Origin of the sequence: Acetobacter ghanensis (assembly GCF_001499675.1) — a bacterium.
Taxonomy (GTDB): domain Bacteria; phylum Pseudomonadota; class Alphaproteobacteria; order Acetobacterales; family Acetobacteraceae; genus Acetobacter; species Acetobacter ghanensis.
Map to the genome: position 1 here is coordinate 1,996,309 of NZ_LN609302.1, position 16,587 is coordinate 2,012,895.

Sequence of the window (16,587 nt, forward strand, 5' to 3'; positions counted from 1 at the left end):
GCTATGAGTGGCTATGACCTCTTTGAGGTGCCAGAGGGGTATGAAACTGATATAGTTCTACTTATCGCACCGTATTTCGATCCAAAATTCATTAAAAAAATTGCCCAAAAGCTGTCGCCAAAAAAATCAGGATTGTCATTGATGACGGTGTTCAAAGAATAGAGATCGAGAAACTTATTCGTGCCGCTCCCCGCGTTGCCGACATCAAGGTTGCTCTGGGCGTGGCTGCTGGTCTGGTTCATATCAAAGGCTATTACGTTGAATTTGTGAAATCCAGTGGACGTCTCCGTCGCCTGAGGCGCTTTTTTTATGGTTCTGCCAATGCGACCGAAGCCGCGTTCCACGGAAGTCGGAATGCTGAACTGATCGCTAGTGTCAATTTATCCGCAGGTAAAGATAGCGGAATCCTAGATTGCTTGACACATGTCATCGCCGCTGTCGAAAGCAGCCCGAGCGTTATATTAGCCACGACAGTTGGTCCACTGCACAACTCTCCTATCCTACATCTTCCGAAGTTCGAGATTACTACGCCGGGACCAGCTCCGGGCTTTGACGCATGGTTGCAACGAGGGGTGCTGGCAGCGAAATATCGCGACGTTCAGCAATTCCTTACAGTAAGCGTAGTGCTGCAAAAGCGATTGCAGCAGGACATAGTCGCTGCTGTGTTCTCTAGCAGGGGGCTGCTTGAACCGGGAGAACGAAATGTCGTTCGGTTTCGCTATATGCGTGAAGTAGAAGATGGGAGTGCATACGAACTTTCTGAGGATGACGATCATGGGCGGACAAGTGCCACAACCAACCAATGGAAGTCCCGCTACTGCGTGTGGACTCATTTTGACGATTGGCTGTCCGATGACTGCTATCGTGCTCATCGTGCTGACATGGTGTTGAGGAGCGGAGATCGCCGACGGGCAAAGATCAAAGAATTGAGAAATTGCGGAGAGAACAAAGACTGGGAGCAGGGCCGCAAGACCATTTTCCTGCAGGCCTTGAGCGATGTATGGACGGAACTCGCGAAGGAAGGGCGACCTAATGACTATCTAAAGGGCGGTCCCCATGGAATTGACCGAGAGCACTACGGTGATCGCTTCGAGAAGAAACTGCTGACCGACTACCGATTAGCACAAGACAGTGATTTTCGCGCCAGATACATCGACGGTTATGAGTTTCCGGCTATGCTTCGGTTTCGTCAGGACACGGTGTCATGGGATGACTTTGTGCGATCATGGTGTGAATCAGTGGCGCTAGAAGCTGCTAAAAGGAGACCTTCCTCACTTCTCGCCCGGACACTAGTTCTCATCATGGCGGAATTGGGAATTGAGGAACTCGATTCTGCGAAAATCTACGATTGGCTCAGAAAATCGTGGAACAAACCAAATGTGGGCGAACTGTTGATTTTCACTGAGAACTGACCCGGGTAGGGCGGAAATTTTCATCGAGATTTGACCCATGCCTTCACACTCCCCGGCATCATCTGCTGGGGGGGTTTTGGAGTGATTGACATGGAGCTTCTGAGTGTGATCCGCCGGTGGCACTGCCGGGATCATCTTCCGATCCGCGAGATCGAACGCCGGACGGGACTGTCACGCAATACGATCCGGAAATATCTCCGGGCACAGAGTATTGAACCGCGGTTCCAGGTCCCCGAACGTCCCAGCCGACTGGACCCGTTTGCTGACAGGCTGAGGGGATGGCTGGTCCTGGAAGCCGCTCGCCCCCGCAAGAATCGGCGCACGGCGCGACGACTGCATGAAGACCTTGTGGCACTGGGTTATGATGGATCCTACGGACGGGTGGCCGCTTTCATCCGGCAGTGGAAACACGAACAGCACCAGGCACGCCAGACAACGGGTCGGGGTGTTTTTGTGCCCCTGTGCTTCCAGCCCGGGGAAGCGTTCCAGTTCGACTGGGGCGAGGACTGGGCGGTCATTGCCGACCGTCGCGTCAAGCTGCAGGTTGCCCACACCAAACTGTCCTTCAGCCGGGCCTTCATACTCAGGGCCTATCCCCTACAGACCCACGAGATGCTTTTTGATGCGCTTACCGAGGCCTTCCGCGTGCTCGGTGGCGTGCCGCGGCGGGGTATTTTTGATAACATGAAGACGGCCGTGGACCGGATTGGGTCGGGCAAGGCGCGTCAGGTCAACCTGCGCTTCATGGCCCTGGCCAGCCATTACCTGTTCGAGCCGACCTTCTGCAATCCGGCAGCCGGATGGGAGAAAGGGCAGATCGAGAAGACCGTGCAGGATGCCCGGCGCCAGATCTGGCAGGATTTGCCCGTCTTTCCCGATCTGGGGGCGCTGAATGCCTGGCTGGAAGCCCGCTGCCTGGACCGTTGGGAACGGCTGCGGCATGCTGGATTGCCGTGTAGCGTCTCCGAGGTCCATGCAAGCGAACGTCCCCACCTCATGGTGCCGGGGCGTCCCTTTGACGGGTTTGTCGAACAGACCAAGCGCGTCTCACCAACCTGCCTGATCCAGTTCGAAGGCAACCGCTACAGCGTGCCGGCCTCCTTTGCCAATCGTCCGGTCAGCCTGCGGGTTTATCCTGACAAGCTGCGCATTATCGCCGAAGGGCAAGTTCTGTGCGTGCATGACCGGATCATCACGCGTTCGCATGGTGTGCCAGGCCGCACGGTGTATGACTGGCGGCATTATCTGGCGGTCATCCAGCGCAAACCGGGCGCCCTACGCAATGGCGCGCCGTTTACCGAATTGCCAGCCGCCTTCCGGACCCTGCAGGATCAACTGCTCAGGCGCCCTGGAGGCGACCGGGAAATGGCTGAAATCCTGGCCCTTGTGCTGCAGCATGATGAGCAGGCTGTCCTCTGCGCGGTTGAACTGGCACTTGAAGACGGCGTGGCGACCAAGACCCATGTTCTCAATACGCTTCATCGCCTGATCGATGCCAAGAGAACCGTGGTTCCCCGGCTCGATGCCCCACAGGCCCTGGTGCTCGAACACGAACCGTGCGCCGATACAGGGCGGTATGACATCCTGCGAAGGGACAGCCGCCATGCGTCATGATCCTGCGGCTGCTTCACTTGTGGTCATGCTCCGTGGATTGCGGATGTATGGCATGTCCCAGGCCACGGCCGACCTCATCGAGCAGGGGGCACCTGCCTTCGAGGCGGCCATCCCCATCCTCTCACAACTCCTGAAGGCGGAACTGGCCGAACGCGAAGTGCGCTCCATCGCCTACCAGACAAAGACCGCCCGGTTCCCCGCCTACAAGGACCTGTCCGGGTTCTCCTTTGCCGATACGCAGGTCAACGAGCCCATGATCCGCCAGCTCCATAGCGGGGACTTCATCGAGCGTGCTGAAAATGTCGTGCTGATCGGCGGTCCGGGAACCGGGAAAACCCACCTGGCGACCGCGCTGGCCATCCAGGCGATCACCCATCACCGCAAGAAGGCGCGCTTCTGGTCAACGGTCGACCTGGTCAATGCGCTCGAACAGGAAAAGACCGCCAACCGGGCCGGGCAGATTGCCGACAGGCTGCTCCGCCTGGATCTCGTGATCCTTGATGAACTCGGTTATCTCCCCTTCAGTGCGTCTGGGGGCGCCCTGCTGTTCCATCTGCTCAGCCGCCTCTACGAGCGCACCAGTGTCATCATCACAACCAATCTGAGCTTCAGTGAATGGGGAGACGTCTTTGGTGACCCGAAGATGACAACGGCGCTCCTCGATCGGCTGACCCATCACTGTCATATCCTCGAGACAGGAAATGACAGCTACAGGTTCCGCGCCAGCACCGCCGCGTCAAAAAACAGAAAGGACAGATCCTCTTCTTGACCGCCCGCCCGACTGTGCCTGAAATAGCATCTGGCTGGGTCAATTCCTGATGAAAAACCCGGGTCAGTTCTCAGTGAAAATCAACACATTAGGGTCTTTTCGCGGCGTGTTCCACGGACGCTCACGCAAGGACAGCGTCTGCTCCCGGAAAGACAGTCTGATCGTCTCTTGCCCTCTTGGCGAGAGACGTTTCAACTCATGCAAGCGTGGAACCGTTTCTCTACGTTGCGGCTGAATTGGGGGGGCAAACGGACTGTCCGGTTTCGGATAGATACTTAAAAAACCGGACATTTAAGATCGCAAAATAATCGCAACTAAAATTCCCACTCTATTATATAGAATTATTTAAAATTCTTATCTATCAATCGCTTATAAAATTGGAGACTAACAATACCATGATTGACACCATGTCTTGAGCTGAAAGCGCGTAGACTCTTCCCTTCACTATACAATCACGATTCGCCACAACCACAATCGGACGTAATTGTAGCTGGGTCTTGGACAGTACTGCGGTTTCAGAACTACACATTGAAAGTCAGGTTCTGCTAGGAGCGGGCATCCGAATACGGGCATCGCCATCAATGATCCCATTCCTCGTGACCGAGGGGTTCGCTGTTAAGCTCTGCCCTGATAACGCGCCAGCGTGGTATGTGAAGGTCCATCAGCGTGATGAAGCGGTCGCCGTGCGAACCCTCGATGAAATGCGCGACCTCGTGACACACGAGATAGTCGATACAGGCCGGGGGCTTTTTCGTCAGTTCGAGATTGAGCCAAATACGGTGCGCCGCCGCGTTGCATGTGCCCCATTTCGTGCGCATCCGCTTGATACCGAACTCGGGGGTGGCAACGTCGTATACTCTAGCCCAGTGATCCACCAGCGGGCCAGCCCGGTCGCGAAGTTCCTGCCGCTGCCACCGCTGAAACACACGCTCGCGAAAATCACGGTCACAACCGGGAGATGCGGAAAGCTCGATCCGGTCCCCGGTGATTTTCACCGATGAAGCCCCCTGTCGGTTGATCACCTTGAGCCGGTAGGCCGTTCCGAAATGGAAATGGGTCTCCCCCGACACATAGTCGCGTGCGCTCTGGCGGGCCTGCGCAGCGAACTTCGCCTGCTGCCGCTTGATCCAGCCCATCCGCGTGACCACGGCCAGTCTGATGGCTTCATCGCTGACGGCAGGCGGCGCTGCTACGCGGACTCGGCCATGGGGAGGGTAGACGCCGAGGTGCAGGTTCTTGATCTTCTTGCGTACGATCTCGACATCGATCTCCCCTACCCTGAGATGTTGGTCAGTATTCATTCTGTTTGACCACCAGATCGAAGATCAACTCGGCGAGCGCCGGGTCATCGATGTGCCGTGTGATGGCTCTCTTCACCTCCCGCTCCTTGAAGATATTGCCGCGCCAGTCTGCCTTCTTGGTCCGCCGAATGTCGTCATCGACGGCGACGGTAAGTGCCTCATCCTGCCCAAGGTTGTCGAATAGGGCACGCTTGCCGGGGCTGTTGACCGATACAGGGTAATTTCCACCCGTCTCGGGCGCGCGGACCTTTTTCGCCAATTCCACGATCTTGGCGAGGTATTCCGCGTAGTCGATGGCCTCGGCCTTGCGCTGCCTGACCAGTGCATCGAGCAGGTCCGACATCTGCTCATAGTATTTGGGATTGAGCGGGTTCTCGTCGATGATCAGCTTGCGGACATTGTTTTCAATAGTTTCCGCGACTGCCGATTTGTCCCGTTTGATCCGTTCGGGGAGTGCATCAATGGCGTCCTCGCCACACTCCACGATGAGTTCGACGAGCGACATGTCATCGAACGCCGAAACCACTTCGCTGTCGTCGGCCCGAATGTACGTGTCGATCAGGTGCCGCATGGCGGGCTCGAACATCTTGAGATCGACATAATCGCCGCTAGCGAGCTTTACCTCACTGCGGACCTTCTCGAAATGCTCGACCTCAGCCTTGAGGGCTGCGGCTGCGCTGATGTCGTATCCCGCCTCTTCGAGGTCGTTGGCAATCTCGGCATAGGCACGGATCAGGGAGGCCGTGAGCTTGTAGAGCGTTAGGCGCTTCGGCTCGTTCTCCTTCAGCGCGTCCTTGTCCGAGGTGTCGGCGGCGCAGAAGTAGTGGAGGAAGGCAGGCGTATCGCGCGGAGGAGCAACCGGCTCGCACAAAGCCCGCAAAGCTTCCAGCACCTCATCCAGACGCTGCTGGGCCTTTTTCAGGCGGTTTTCCAACAGCCCCTCGACATCCTTGGGGTCATAGCCCTCAAACGCCCCCGAGGTGTAATCGGTGATTGCGCCCTCAATGCTACGGAAGAGGTCTTTGTAGTCGATGATATGGCCGTATTCCTTGTCATCGCCGTCGAGGCGATTGACGCGGCAGATGGCTTGGAAAAGCCCGTGATCCTGCATCTTCTTGTCGATGTAGAGATAGGTCGCTGACGGAGCATCAAAGCCGGTCAGCAACTTATCGACCACGATCAGCAGTTTCATCTGGCCAGGGGACTCGATGAAGCGCTTCTTCACCTCCTTCTCGAAGGCTTCGGGCTCCTTGCCCCCGAGCATGCGGTTGTAGGTCTCGTATTTCCGCAGACGCTCGGTCAGGCCCTCGCCATCACCTTCGCCCTTCACATCGCTTGGGCTGGGCTTGTAGCTGGTGATGATCGCGCACTTGTCCTTGAGTGGCGTTTTTTCGAACAATTCGTAGAACTTACACGCCTCGTAGATGCTGCCCGACACCAGCATGGCGTTGCCGCGACCGCTGGCGAGGCGATCCTTCAACTCCATATCCATCAGGATGTCGGCGACGATCTTTTCGAGGCGAGACTGGCTGGACAGCACCGCCCTCATCGTTCCCCAACGCTGTTTCAACTGAGCCTTGGCGAGGTCGCTCAAGCCCTTCGTCTTGGCCTCGAACCATTGGTCGATCTTCTTGGGGGAGGTAATTTCCTGATCGATGTCACGGGCTTCATACCGCAGGTCGAGTACCACGCCGTCCTCGACCGCCTCGTCAAAGCGGTAGGTGTGGATGTAGGGGCCGAACACCTCAAGGCTGGTCTTCTTGTCCTCCTTGAGGAGCGGGGTGCCGGTGAAGCCAATGAACATCGCATGCGGCAGGATAGCCTTCATCGCCTCATGGAGTTGCCCCGATTGGGTACGATGACACTCATCGACGAAGACATAGATATCGCCCTTGGGCGAAAACCCAGCCATGATCGACTTCTGGATGTCAGCGACAAAGCTCTCGACATCATCCTCGTCCTTGCCGCCGAACTTGTGGACGAGCGAGCCGAGCAGCCACGGACCTGTATCGTTCAGTCGGGCGATCAGGTCCGCGCCGCTCTTGGTGCGGTGAATGTCCTCGTCCACGCCCTTGAACACCTTCTCGATCTGCTCATCGAGTTCGGTGCGGTCGGTGATGATGAGAACCCGAGAATTGGGCACATTTTCGCGTATCCACTTTGCCAGCCACACCATGGTGAGGCTCTTGCCCGAGCCCTGCGTGTGCCAGATGATGCCGCCCTTGCGGGCGCGGACATGCTCCTGCGCGGCGCGGATGCCGAAATACTGGTTATGGCGGCATACCTTTTTGGTGCCTGCGTCGAACACGATGAAGTCGTGCAGCAGTTCGAGAAACCGATCCTTGCGGCAAACATGGATCAGATCGCGGTCAAGCGGGCTGCTGGGTAGGCCGGGGGCTTCCTCGGGCTCTTTCCACTGAAGGTAGTATTTTTCGCGGGTTTCCGTGGTGCCATATCGGAGGCCCTCGGTGTCGTTGCCCGCCATGACAAGCTGCATGGTGGAGAAGAACGGGCGGATGAACATCGACTTCTGGTTGTCGAGGTTCTGCCGGATGCCCTCCGAAACGGAAACCGTGGAGCGCTTGAGTTCCAACACGCCAAGGGCGATGCCGTTCACATAGAGCACGATGTCCGGGCGCTTGGTGCTGCTCTGGGTGTCCGCGCCGCTGACCGTCACTTCCTCGGCAATGGCGAAGTGGTTGGCTTCGGGGTTCGCCCAATCGATCAGGCGGATCGTGTGGTAATTCTCGCCCGCTCCGGCAGAGACCTTCATCCCATAGCGCAGCAGTTCGTAGACGGATCGATTGACATCGTAGGGAATGCGCGAGCTATCGCCCGCAGCCCGCTGCAACTCGGCAATGGCGCGAGTGATCAGCGCGTCATCGTATTGGCCAGCCAGCCACGCGCGAAGAAAGCTCTCTTCGATGTTTCGGTTGTTAGGCCGTTCGTGCCAGTTCCCCAGATAGTCATATCCGAGGGTCTGTGTGAACAGCTTCACCACCCGCTTCTGGGTCGCGCGCTCGATCTGGCCGATAATGCTCATACTAGCCTGATCCGACCAGTGAGAAGTTGCTGCATCATTCCGTGCTTTAATACGGCAGCCTTTGATAACTTTGCTTCAAGCATTTCAATTTCATTGTCCACATCGCGAAGCAAGCTGCCTATGGCCGATTGCTCCTCTAAATTCTCGGGAAAGCAGCATGTGATATTCTCAACATCGGAGTGTGAAAGGTGCTTCACCGTTGTCCCTGCGATCTTCTTTTCGAGTTCTGCGAGGTGGGGTTCTAGAAGGTAATAGAAAAACAGCGCCCTTCTGCCGGATTTGCACTTAATTCGACCCACTCGCTGATTTAGAAGCGCGCCCCCTCCCGTCCAAAGACATGGCCTGAAGTCGCCATCCATGCCGACTAGAACATCGCCGTTTGTGATCAGGTAATCATCGTCAAACGGGCCAGCGTAATAGGTGTCATCTGGCGTTCCATGCAAATCGCGATTTCGAACGAGCTTCGTACCTTGGCCGCCTCGATTGAAGAAACGGGATGCGAAGGGGAAACCAACCTGCATCTTGATCTCTGTGCCCAATTTCCGCTCAGGCCACTCCTCCTTAAACCCCGGCAGGCGCGTCTTGCCCGTGAGAAGCTGCTGCATCGTGGCCTGCTTGATGTCGCGCTTCTTGGCGATCAACGCGTCGAGCGAGGCGATGAGATCGTCGATGTCCTTGAGGGCAGAGGCAATGCGCTCCTGCTCATCGATTTTTGGGAGTTCCAATTGGATGCTGCCCAGCGCCGCCGCGCTGATGTGGACAACGGCATCACCTTGTCCCCGACTTGCCTTCTGTCGGACCACTGGAGGCGAATTCAATAGGTATCCGAGGAAGGCGGAGTTCACTCCTTTCGGGCGTAAAATAATAATGTCGCCGCCAGCATATGCCTCTTCGTGGCCGACGAATGCCACACATTTCCCGATTTCTTCCTTGGTCTCGCCCGAACCTGCAAAAAGAAGGTCTCCATTATGAAGCCGCGTTGCTTCTGCGCTAACCTCGGCGGAAATGTGTGAATGAAAATCACGAACTATATTGTGATGAGTAGTGTATATCTCACCGTATCTCACGCATGGGATATTGCCCGATTGCGCTTGATCACGCCTAACTCCCGAGCCTTTTAGAAATGACCCTAATTGCCCGAGATAATGGGTAACCCATTCATCAGCCGTGATGCGTTGATCATCGATTTCCTTCTCCATGAGGCCGCTCATGCATCAAACCCCATATGTTCAAGATGCTTGGCGACTTTTGCCTCAAGGTCTGCAACGGCATTGTTCAGCTCTGGCAAGGGAGCGGCGTAGCGTTCTGTGAGCGATTTGATCCTCATGGTCAGCGCCTGCGCTGTGCGATCCAATTCGCCGTCCATCGCTTCGCGCAATGTCGCAATCCACTTGTCTTCGACCACAAGCGCCTTGGAATCGGCATCTGGCAGCTTCGCATATTGCTTGACCACCATGGCGTTGAGTGCGGCTTGCGCCTCCTTGAACGCCCGCGCGGCATCGCCATGCTCGACGGACAGCGCCGACCACTGTCGCAACAAAGCGAATTCCTCTTTCGCGTCGGCATTGCCCTTGATCGCCTTGAGACGCGCCTTCACGCTGGCGGCAGTCAGCTTGCCAGCATCGGTCTGGGCTTCCACCAGCAGCCCGTCCTCGCCGGAATGCTCTTCTTCCAGTTCCTCAAGCTGACGCCCCAGTTCCTCGGCTTTGGCCTCCAACTCATCCACCTCGGCCTGTTCCGCAGCGAAGTAGCGGGCAACGATCAGCGCGGGAGGGATGACTTCGGCCTTGAGCTTTTTGGCACTGCGCCCGTTGCCCAGCACGATGTCGGGCTCCTCGGTGAACTTGCCATCGGCGTCCTTCACCAGTTCGCGGATCACCTTCGCCACATCCCAGCCTTCGCTGGCGATCTGGTAGGCGTCGTCCTGCATCATCTCCGACCAGTAGGTCATGATATGCTGATAGGTGTCATAGGCATCGACCAGCGGCGCTTTGCGGAAACGCGTCAGCAGGTCTTCCGACAGGGCGTGGATCAGGTCGGTAGGGTGATGCCCCTTATCGAAGCTTCGCATCGCCTCGATGTTGGCCTCACGCCATGCAGCGAAGATACCCCGCACGGTAGCGGCAAACGCTTCGAACTCGGCATGGGCGTGGATCGTGGCGCGCACCTCGGTCGACTCAACCTTGGCAGCGAGATATCCGGGGCGGTCGCCGGGTCCGAACAGGTCGGCGCGCAGCCCAGGCATCACATCCCAATATTCCTGCAAGGCATCGACATCGCGGGCCGGAATGCCGCCTTTCAAATGGGCTTCGATGTCTTGGAGGTCTTCGGCCTCCGATCCATCGATATAGCGCGGGATGTTGAGATTGCCGTCGTTCTCGTCGATCTCTGCCGAGGGCACCATGCGCGAGAAGCCCTCGATTTGAACCGAGCGCTGCAACACATCGACGATCTTGTGAACATCCTGATCCCGCAGGCGGTTCTTGTTCCCGTCCTTCACGAAGCCCTTCGAGGCATCGATCATGAAGATGCCCTTGCGCGCGGCGGCGTGCTCCTTGTCGAGCACCACTAGGCACGCAGGGATGCCGGTCCCGTAGAAAAGGTTCGCGGGCAGGCCGATGATCGCCTTGATGTAACCGCGTTTCAGCAGTTCCTGGCGGATGTCGGCCTCGGCGTTGCCACGGAACAACACGCCGTGGGGGAGGACGATCACTGCTTTGCCGGTCGATTTCATCGAAGCCAGCACATGGAGGAGATAGGCATAGTCGCCGTTCTTCGCGGGCGGCGTTCCATAGGCGAAGCGCCCGAACTCATCCTCATCGGGGTTCAGCCCGGTGGACCAAGCCTTATCCGAAAACGGCGGGTTTGCGACGATGAAGTCGAACTGCTTGAGCAGGCCGTTCGGCCCCTTGTGATAAGGCTTGGTCAGCGTATTCTCACGCCAAAGTTCGGCATCGGCGCAGTTGTGGATCACCATGTTCATCCGTGCAAGCGCGAAGGTGGCGACATCCTTTTCCTGACCGTAGATCGATAGCCCGTCCGGGGCAGCGTCATGAGCCTTGAGCAGCAGTGAGCCCGAGCCGCAGGTGGGGTCGTAAATGGTGTGCTGGCGGGTGGTCGCAGCGTTGATCCCCACGGCTGTTGATTTTCACTGAGAACTGACCCGGGTTTTTCATCAGGAATTGACCCAGCCAGATGCTATTTCAGGCACAGTCGGGCGGGCGGTCAAGAAGAGGATCTGTCCTTTCTGTTTTTTGACGCGGCGGTGCTGGCGCGGAACCTGTAGCTGTCATTTCCTGTCTCGAGGATATGACAGTGATGGGTCAGCCGATCGAGGAGCGCCGTTGTCATCTTCGGGTCACCAAAGACGTCTCCCCATTCACTGAAGCTCAGATTGGTTGTGATGATGACACTGGTGCGCTCGTAGAGGCGGCTGAGCAGATGGAACAGCAGGGCGCCCCCAGACGCACTGAAGGGGAGATAACCGAGTTCATCAAGGATCACGAGATCCAGGCGGAGCAGCCTGTCGGCAATCTGCCCGGCCCGGTTGGCGGTCTTTTCCTGTTCGAGCGCATTGACCAGGTCGACCGTTGACCAGAAGCGCGCCTTCTTGCGGTGATGGGTGATCGCCTGGATGGCCAGCGCGGTCGCCAGGTGGGTTTTCCCGGTTCCCGGACCGCCGATCAGCACGACATTTTCAGCACGCTCGATGAAGTCCCCGCTATGGAGCTGGCGGATCATGGGCTCGTTGACCTGCGTATCGGCAAAGGAGAACCCGGACAGGTCCTTGTAGGCGGGGAACCGGGCGGTCTTTGTCTGGTAGGCGATGGAGCGCACTTCGCGTTCGGCCAGTTCCGCCTTCAGGAGTTGTGAGAGGATGGGGATGGCCGCCTCGAAGGCAGGTGCCCCCTGCTCGATGAGGTCGGCCGTGGCCTGGGACATGCCATACATCCGCAATCCACGGAGCATGACCACAAGTGAAGCAGCCGCAGGATCATGACGCATGGCGGCTGTCCCTTCGCAGGATGTCATACCGCCCTGTATCGGCGCACGGTTCGTGTTCGAGCACCAGGGCCTGTGGGGCATCGAGCCGGGGAACCACGGTTCTCTTGGCATCGATCAGGCGATGAAGCGTATTGAGAACATGGGTCTTGGTCGCCACGCCGTCTTCAAGTGCCAGTTCAACCGCGCAGAGGACAGCCTGCTCATCATGCTGCAGCACAAGGGCCAGGATTTCAGCCATTTCCCGGTCGCCTCCAGGGCGCCTGAGCAGTTGATCCTGCAGGGTCCGGAAGGCGGCTGGCAATTCGGTAAACGGCGCGCCATTGCGTAGGGCGCCCGGTTTGCGCTGGATGACCGCCAGATAATGCCGCCAGTCATACACCGTGCGGCCTGGCACACCATGCGAACGCGTGATGATCCGGTCATGCACGCACAGAACTTGCCCTTCGGCGATAATGCGCAGCTTGTCAGGATAAACCCGCAGGCTGACCGGACGATTGGCAAAGGAGGCCGGCACGCTGTAGCGGTTGCCTTCGAACTGGATCAGGCAGGTTGGTGAGACGCGCTTGGTCTGTTCGACAAACCCGTCAAAGGGACGCCCCGGCACCATGAGGTGGGGACGTTCGCTTGCATGGACCTCGGAGACGCTACACGGCAATCCAGCATGCCGCAGCCGTTCCCAACGGTCCAGGCAGCGGGCTTCCAGCCAGGCATTCAGCGCCCCCAGATCGGGAAAGACGGGCAAATCCTGCCAGATCTGGCGCCGGGCATCCTGCACGGTCTTCTCGATCTGCCCTTTCTCCCATCCGGCTGCCGGATTGCAGAAGGTCGGCTCGAACAGGTAATGGCTGGCCAGGGCCATGAAGCGCAGGTTGACCTGACGCGCCTTGCCCGACCCAATCCGGTCCACGGCCGTCTTCATGTTATCAAAAATACCCCGCCGCGGCACGCCACCGAGCACGCGGAAGGCCTCGGTAAGCGCATCAAAAAGCATCTCGTGGGTCTGTAGGGGATAGGCCCTGAGTATGAAGGCCCGGCTGAAGGACAGTTTGGTGTGGGCAACCTGCAGCTTGACGCGACGGTCGGCAATGACCGCCCAGTCCTCGCCCCAGTCGAACTGGAACGCTTCCCCGGGCTGGAAGCACAGGGGCACAAAAACACCCCGACCCGTTGTCTGGCGTGCCTGGTGCTGTTCGTGTTTCCACTGCCGGATGAAAGCGGCCACCCGTCCGTAGGATCCATCATAACCCAGTGCCACAAGGTCTTCATGCAGTCGTCGCGCCGTGCGCCGATTCTTGCGGGGGCGAGCGGCTTCCAGGACCAGCCATCCCCTCAGCCTGTCAGCAAACGGGTCCAGTCGGCTGGGACGTTCGGGGACCTGGAACCGCGGTTCAATACTCTGTGCCCGGAGATATTTCCGGATCGTATTGCGTGACAGTCCCGTCCGGCGTTCGATCTCGCGGATCGGAAGATGATCCCGGCAGTGCCACCGGCGGATCACACTCAGAAGCTCCATGTCAATCACTCCAAAACCCCCCCAGCAGATGATGCCGGGGAGTGTGAAGGCATGGGTCAAATCTCGATGAAAATTTCCGCCCTACCCGGGTCAGTTCTCAGTGAAAATCAACAGCCAGCCCCCACAGACCGGCTCCGATGTAAATTGCAATCGGACTGGTCCCTGCAAAACCCAATGTGCAGCCTGCGATCACGAAAAGAGCAATACTCGCCAGGACCAGCGCCCGCAGCCAGTGATCGATGAGGGCGCCGATCAGCCAGATCCCGACCAGAGCGGTGAGACCGAATACCAGCAGCACCATATCCACCCGTCCGCCCATGCCGACCTGCAGCAGGAAAGGCGCGATATATGTGTAGAGGATATTATGGGCCAGGACGAACAGTAGCGTGACAGACAGGATTGTCCGCACCCCCGGCATCAGGAACACATGCCTGAGCGTCAGACGTCGTCCCTGACCTTGGCCGGGAAAGTCCGGCACCGCAGCCACGACCCAGCCCAGCAGCCCGACGGTCAGCACGGTCATGATACCGAAAGTGTAACGCCACCCCACAACCGTCCCGAGAAGAGTGCCAAGAGGAATGCCGAATGACAGGGCAAGCGGTGTCCCGACCATTGCAACAGCGATGGCCCGTCCCTGCAAGGCGGGTGCCACCATCCGGCTGGCATAGCCCGCCAGCAGCGCCCACAGCAGTCCGGCCGATACCCCTGCCAGAAAACGGGCGACGAGGGTCAGAATATAGCTGGTTGAGACGGCCGTGACCGTATTGACGACAGCGAAGCCACCAATGGCCAGAAGCAGCAATCTGCGCCGTCGCCAGCCCTGCGTGGCGCTGGTCAGCGGGATGGCCGCGACAAGGGAACCGACTGCGTAAAGTGTGACAAGCTGTCCGACCATCGCATCCGATACGTTCAGGCTACTACCCATCTGCGGTAACAGGCCTGCTGGCAGAGCCTCGGTCAGGATGGTGATGAAGCCAGATGTGGCTAGGGCCAGGAGGCCCGCCAACGGCAGGCGCTCCGATGTGGACAGGTTGCATTCTGTGGTTTCTGAGGTCATGGAGTCATCCATCTCAAAGCATGCCGTGGCGCAGAGCTGTCTGCCGCTCTGGCCCCTCGTTGCCCTCACGATAAGATGGTCCCTGCTCCGGATTAATCAGGCTATAGTTCCACACACAATGGACAGAGATGTCCGCAATAGCCGGATCATGCGATGGACAGTCTGGGTGCTCTTCCCATTTTCATTCAGGCCGCCGAAACACGCAGCTTCACGGTCGCTGGTCATCAACTGGGCCTGTCTGCCTCTGCGGTCGGCAAGGCCATTGCCCGTCTTGAAGGGCGTCTCGGCGTCAGGCTGTTTCATCGCAGCACGCGAACGATCACGCTGACCCAGGAAGGTCATCTCTTTCTGGCGCGCTGCCGTCGGATTCTGGGAGAGGTCGAGGCAGCAGAACAGGAACTGGCGGATACACACGCCACACCATCGGGACGTCTGCGCGTGAGCCTCCCCATGGTCGGCATGCTGTTGATGCCGGCGGTCAACGCCTTTATCCAGGCCTATCCTGAGATCGAGCCCGATCTTGATTTCAGCGATCGTCTCGTGGATGTCATCGGCGAAGGCTTCGATGTGGTTCTCCGAACCGGAGATGCCGCGGACTCACGCCTGATGACCCGCATCGTCGGTACGTTCCATCACCGGCTGGTTGCCAGCCCCGCCTATCTGGATTGCCGTGGGATACCCATCAAACCGGCTGATCTGGCGCATCATGCCTGCCTGCGCCACAGATATCCCACCACCGGGAAACTGGAAGCATGGCCCCTGCGGCAGGATCGCATGGCTGGGACTATTGAGCCACCGGCAACCGTCGTTGCCTCGGCGCTGGAGCCGTTGATCAGCATGGCCGAAGCCGGCCTGGGTATCGTCAGCCTCCCGGATTTTGTGCTTTACGAGCATCTCAGGACAGGACACCTCGTTCCTGTGCTGTCCGACCATACCGAACATTCGGGGGTCTTCCGTCTTCTGTGGCCGTCCAGCCCCTATCTCTCACCGAAGCTCAGGGTGTTTATCGAGTTCATGACGGCGAATCTGTTCCCGTCCAAATGACCGCGCTCCAGTGTTCACGCACACGTGAAATCAGTCCAACCTACGCTGGAGTTTCACTCCCATTTGCATCCTATGTGCATCCTGCGCGTATATCCCAAACGCAGAAAGCCGCCCTTACGGACGGCTTAACATGCTGATGATATTAGATAATGCATGGTTGCGGGGGACAGGATTTGAACCTGTGACCTTCAGGTTATGAGCCTGACGAGCTACCGGGCTGCTCCACCCCGCGATGGTGATTGTGTTGATTTTGTTATGAGAAGATTTGTGAGGGTAGACTGGAAGACCTGGCGGCGACCGACTTTCCCGCGGCTTAAGCCGCAGTATCATAGGCGCTGGGGGTTTTCACGGCCGAGTTCGGGATGGGATCGGGTGGAACTCTCCCCGCCATGGCCACCAGGTCATCCAGACCACCCTTTAGGGTGTGTGGATGCGGTTGGTGCGTTTTGGTGTTTTAGCGTGTGACGCGGTTATGGATGATTTCTGTGCACGGGCCATCTTTTCAGATGGTGTGAGAGTGAGCCTATTGGGTGATTAGGACCAGTTAGCTGCACGTGTTACCACGCTTCCACATCTGGCCTATTAACGTGGTGGTCTACCACGACCCTCAGGGAGATCTAGTTTTGAGGTGGGTTTCCCGCTTAGATGCTTTCAGCGGTTATCCCGTCCATACTTAGCTACCCGGCTGTGCCGCTGGCGCGACAACCGGTGCACCAGAGGTATGTTCATCCCGGTCCTCTCGTACTAGGGACAAATCCTCTCAAATCTCCAACATCCACGGCAGATAGGGACCGAACTGTCTCACGACGTTCTAAACCCAGCTCACGTA

General features: G+C 58.0%; 11 protein-coding genes, 1 tRNA gene and 2 rRNA genes (1 of these 14 only partly in view). 4 read left to right on the plus strand and 10 right to left on the minus strand.

Annotated features, from left to right (window positions below; genetic code table 11):
- The first annotated feature begins 221 nt into the window (after nucleotides 1-221).
- The 3 genes from AGA_RS09355 (at nucleotide 222) to istB (AGA_RS09365) (ending at nucleotide 3,795) form a co-directional block, all read left to right on the plus strand.
- Nucleotides 222-1,412, plus strand: a complete 1,191-nt coding sequence (locus tag AGA_RS09355) for a hypothetical protein (protein ID WP_059024021.1) — start codon at nucleotides 222-224, stop codon at nucleotides 1,410-1,412.
- A 90-nt stretch (nucleotides 1,413-1,502) separates the two neighbouring features.
- Nucleotides 1,503-3,026 (plus strand): IS21 family transposase, encoded by a 1,524-nt coding sequence (gene istA, locus AGA_RS09360; RefSeq protein ID WP_059024568.1) that lies wholly within the window; start codon nucleotides 1,503-1,505, stop codon nucleotides 3,024-3,026.
- Entirely contained in the window at nucleotides 3,016-3,795 is a 780-nt protein-coding gene (istB, locus tag AGA_RS09365; RefSeq protein ID WP_025437151.1) for an IS21-like element helper ATPase IstB, read from the plus strand. Before istA (AGA_RS09360) ends, istB (AGA_RS09365) begins: the two co-directional genes overlap by 11 nt.
- 578 nt (nucleotides 3,796-4,373) lie before the next feature.
- On the opposite strand, the gene AGA_RS09370 is transcribed toward istB (AGA_RS09365), so the two are convergent.
- The 7 genes from AGA_RS09370 to AGA_RS09400 form a co-directional block, all read right to left on the minus strand.
- Nucleotides 4,374-5,096, minus strand: a complete 723-nt coding sequence (locus AGA_RS09370) for a M48 family metallopeptidase (protein ID WP_059024022.1) — start codon at nucleotides 5,094-5,096, stop codon at nucleotides 4,374-4,376.
- The gene (locus AGA_RS09375; protein WP_059024024.1) at nucleotides 5,086-8,139 is read right to left on the minus strand and encodes a type I restriction endonuclease subunit R; all 3,054 of its coding nucleotides are present in this window, start codon (nucleotides 8,137-8,139) and stop codon (nucleotides 5,086-5,088) included. Before AGA_RS09375 ends, AGA_RS09370 begins: the two co-directional genes overlap by 11 nt.
- Nucleotides 8,136-9,350, minus strand: coding sequence for a restriction endonuclease subunit S (locus AGA_RS09380; protein WP_059024026.1), 1,215 nt, complete (start codon nucleotides 9,348-9,350; stop codon nucleotides 8,136-8,138). Before AGA_RS09380 ends, AGA_RS09375 begins: the two co-directional genes overlap by 4 nt.
- On the minus strand, nucleotides 9,347-11,275 hold the full coding sequence (locus AGA_RS09385) for an N-6 DNA methylase (RefSeq protein WP_059024028.1): 1,929 nt from the start codon (nucleotides 11,273-11,275) through the stop codon (nucleotides 9,347-9,349). Before AGA_RS09385 ends, AGA_RS09380 begins: the two co-directional genes overlap by 4 nt.
- An 89-nt stretch (nucleotides 11,276-11,364) precedes the next feature.
- Complete coding sequence (istB, locus tag AGA_RS09390) at nucleotides 11,365-12,144, minus strand: IS21-like element helper ATPase IstB (RefSeq protein WP_025437151.1); 780 nt, start codon at nucleotides 12,142-12,144, stop codon at nucleotides 11,365-11,367.
- Nucleotides 12,134-13,657: an IS21 family transposase gene (istA, locus tag AGA_RS09395; protein ID WP_059024568.1), complete on the minus strand. Its 1,524-nt coding sequence runs from the start codon at nucleotides 13,655-13,657 to the stop codon at nucleotides 12,134-12,136. The genes istB (AGA_RS09390) and istA (AGA_RS09395) overlap by 11 nt, the downstream gene beginning before the upstream one ends.
- Nucleotides 13,658-13,754: 97 nt before the next feature.
- Complete coding sequence (locus tag AGA_RS09400) at nucleotides 13,755-14,714, minus strand: MFS transporter (protein WP_197556475.1); 960 nt, start codon at nucleotides 14,712-14,714, stop codon at nucleotides 13,755-13,757.
- Between the two features lie 153 nt (nucleotides 14,715-14,867).
- Here AGA_RS09400 and AGA_RS09405 point away from each other — a divergent pair, with 153 nt between their 5' ends.
- Nucleotides 14,868-15,758: a LysR family transcriptional regulator gene (locus tag AGA_RS09405; RefSeq protein WP_059024032.1), complete on the plus strand. Its 891-nt coding sequence runs from the start codon at nucleotides 14,868-14,870 to the stop codon at nucleotides 15,756-15,758.
- Nucleotides 15,759-15,912: 154 nt separating this feature from the next.
- Here the strand turns inward: AGA_RS09405 and AGA_RS09410 are convergent.
- The 3 genes from AGA_RS09410 to AGA_RS09420 form a co-directional block, all read right to left on the minus strand.
- Nucleotides 15,913-15,990 (minus strand) — tRNA-Met (locus tag AGA_RS09410).
- A 53-nt stretch (nucleotides 15,991-16,043) separates the two neighbouring features.
- Nucleotides 16,044-16,159, minus strand: a 5S ribosomal RNA gene (rrf, locus tag AGA_RS09415).
- A gap of 112 nt (nucleotides 16,160-16,271) precedes the next feature.
- Nucleotides 16,272-16,587: ribosomal RNA gene (locus AGA_RS09420) — 23S ribosomal RNA — on the minus strand (it continues 2,425 nt past the right edge of the window).

Coding starts and splice junctions, on each gene's coding strand:
- istA (WP_059024568.1), bottom strand. CDS start 13,657: ATGGAGCTTCTGAGTGTGATCCGCCGGTGGCACTGCCGGGATCATCTT.
- AGA_RS09380 (WP_059024026.1), bottom strand. CDS start 9,350: ATGAGCGGCCTCATGGAGAAGGAAATCGATGATCAACGCATCACGGCT.
- istA (WP_059024568.1), top strand. CDS start 1,503: ATGGAGCTTCTGAGTGTGATCCGCCGGTGGCACTGCCGGGATCATCTT.
- AGA_RS09370 (WP_059024022.1), bottom strand. CDS start 5,096: ATGAATACTGACCAACATCTCAGGGTAGGGGAGATCGATGTCGAGATC.
- istB (WP_025437151.1), top strand. CDS start 3,016: ATGCGTCATGATCCTGCGGCTGCTTCACTTGTGGTCATGCTCCGTGGA.
- AGA_RS09405 (WP_059024032.1), top strand. CDS start 14,868: ATGGACAGTCTGGGTGCTCTTCCCATTTTCATTCAGGCCGCCGAAACA.
- AGA_RS09400 (WP_197556475.1), bottom strand. CDS start 14,714: ATGACCTCAGAAACCACAGAATGCAACCTGTCCACATCGGAGCGCCTG.
- AGA_RS09375 (WP_059024024.1), bottom strand. CDS start 8,139: ATGAGCATTATCGGCCAGATCGAGCGCGCGACCCAGAAGCGGGTGGTG.
- istB (WP_025437151.1), bottom strand. CDS start 12,144: ATGCGTCATGATCCTGCGGCTGCTTCACTTGTGGTCATGCTCCGTGGA.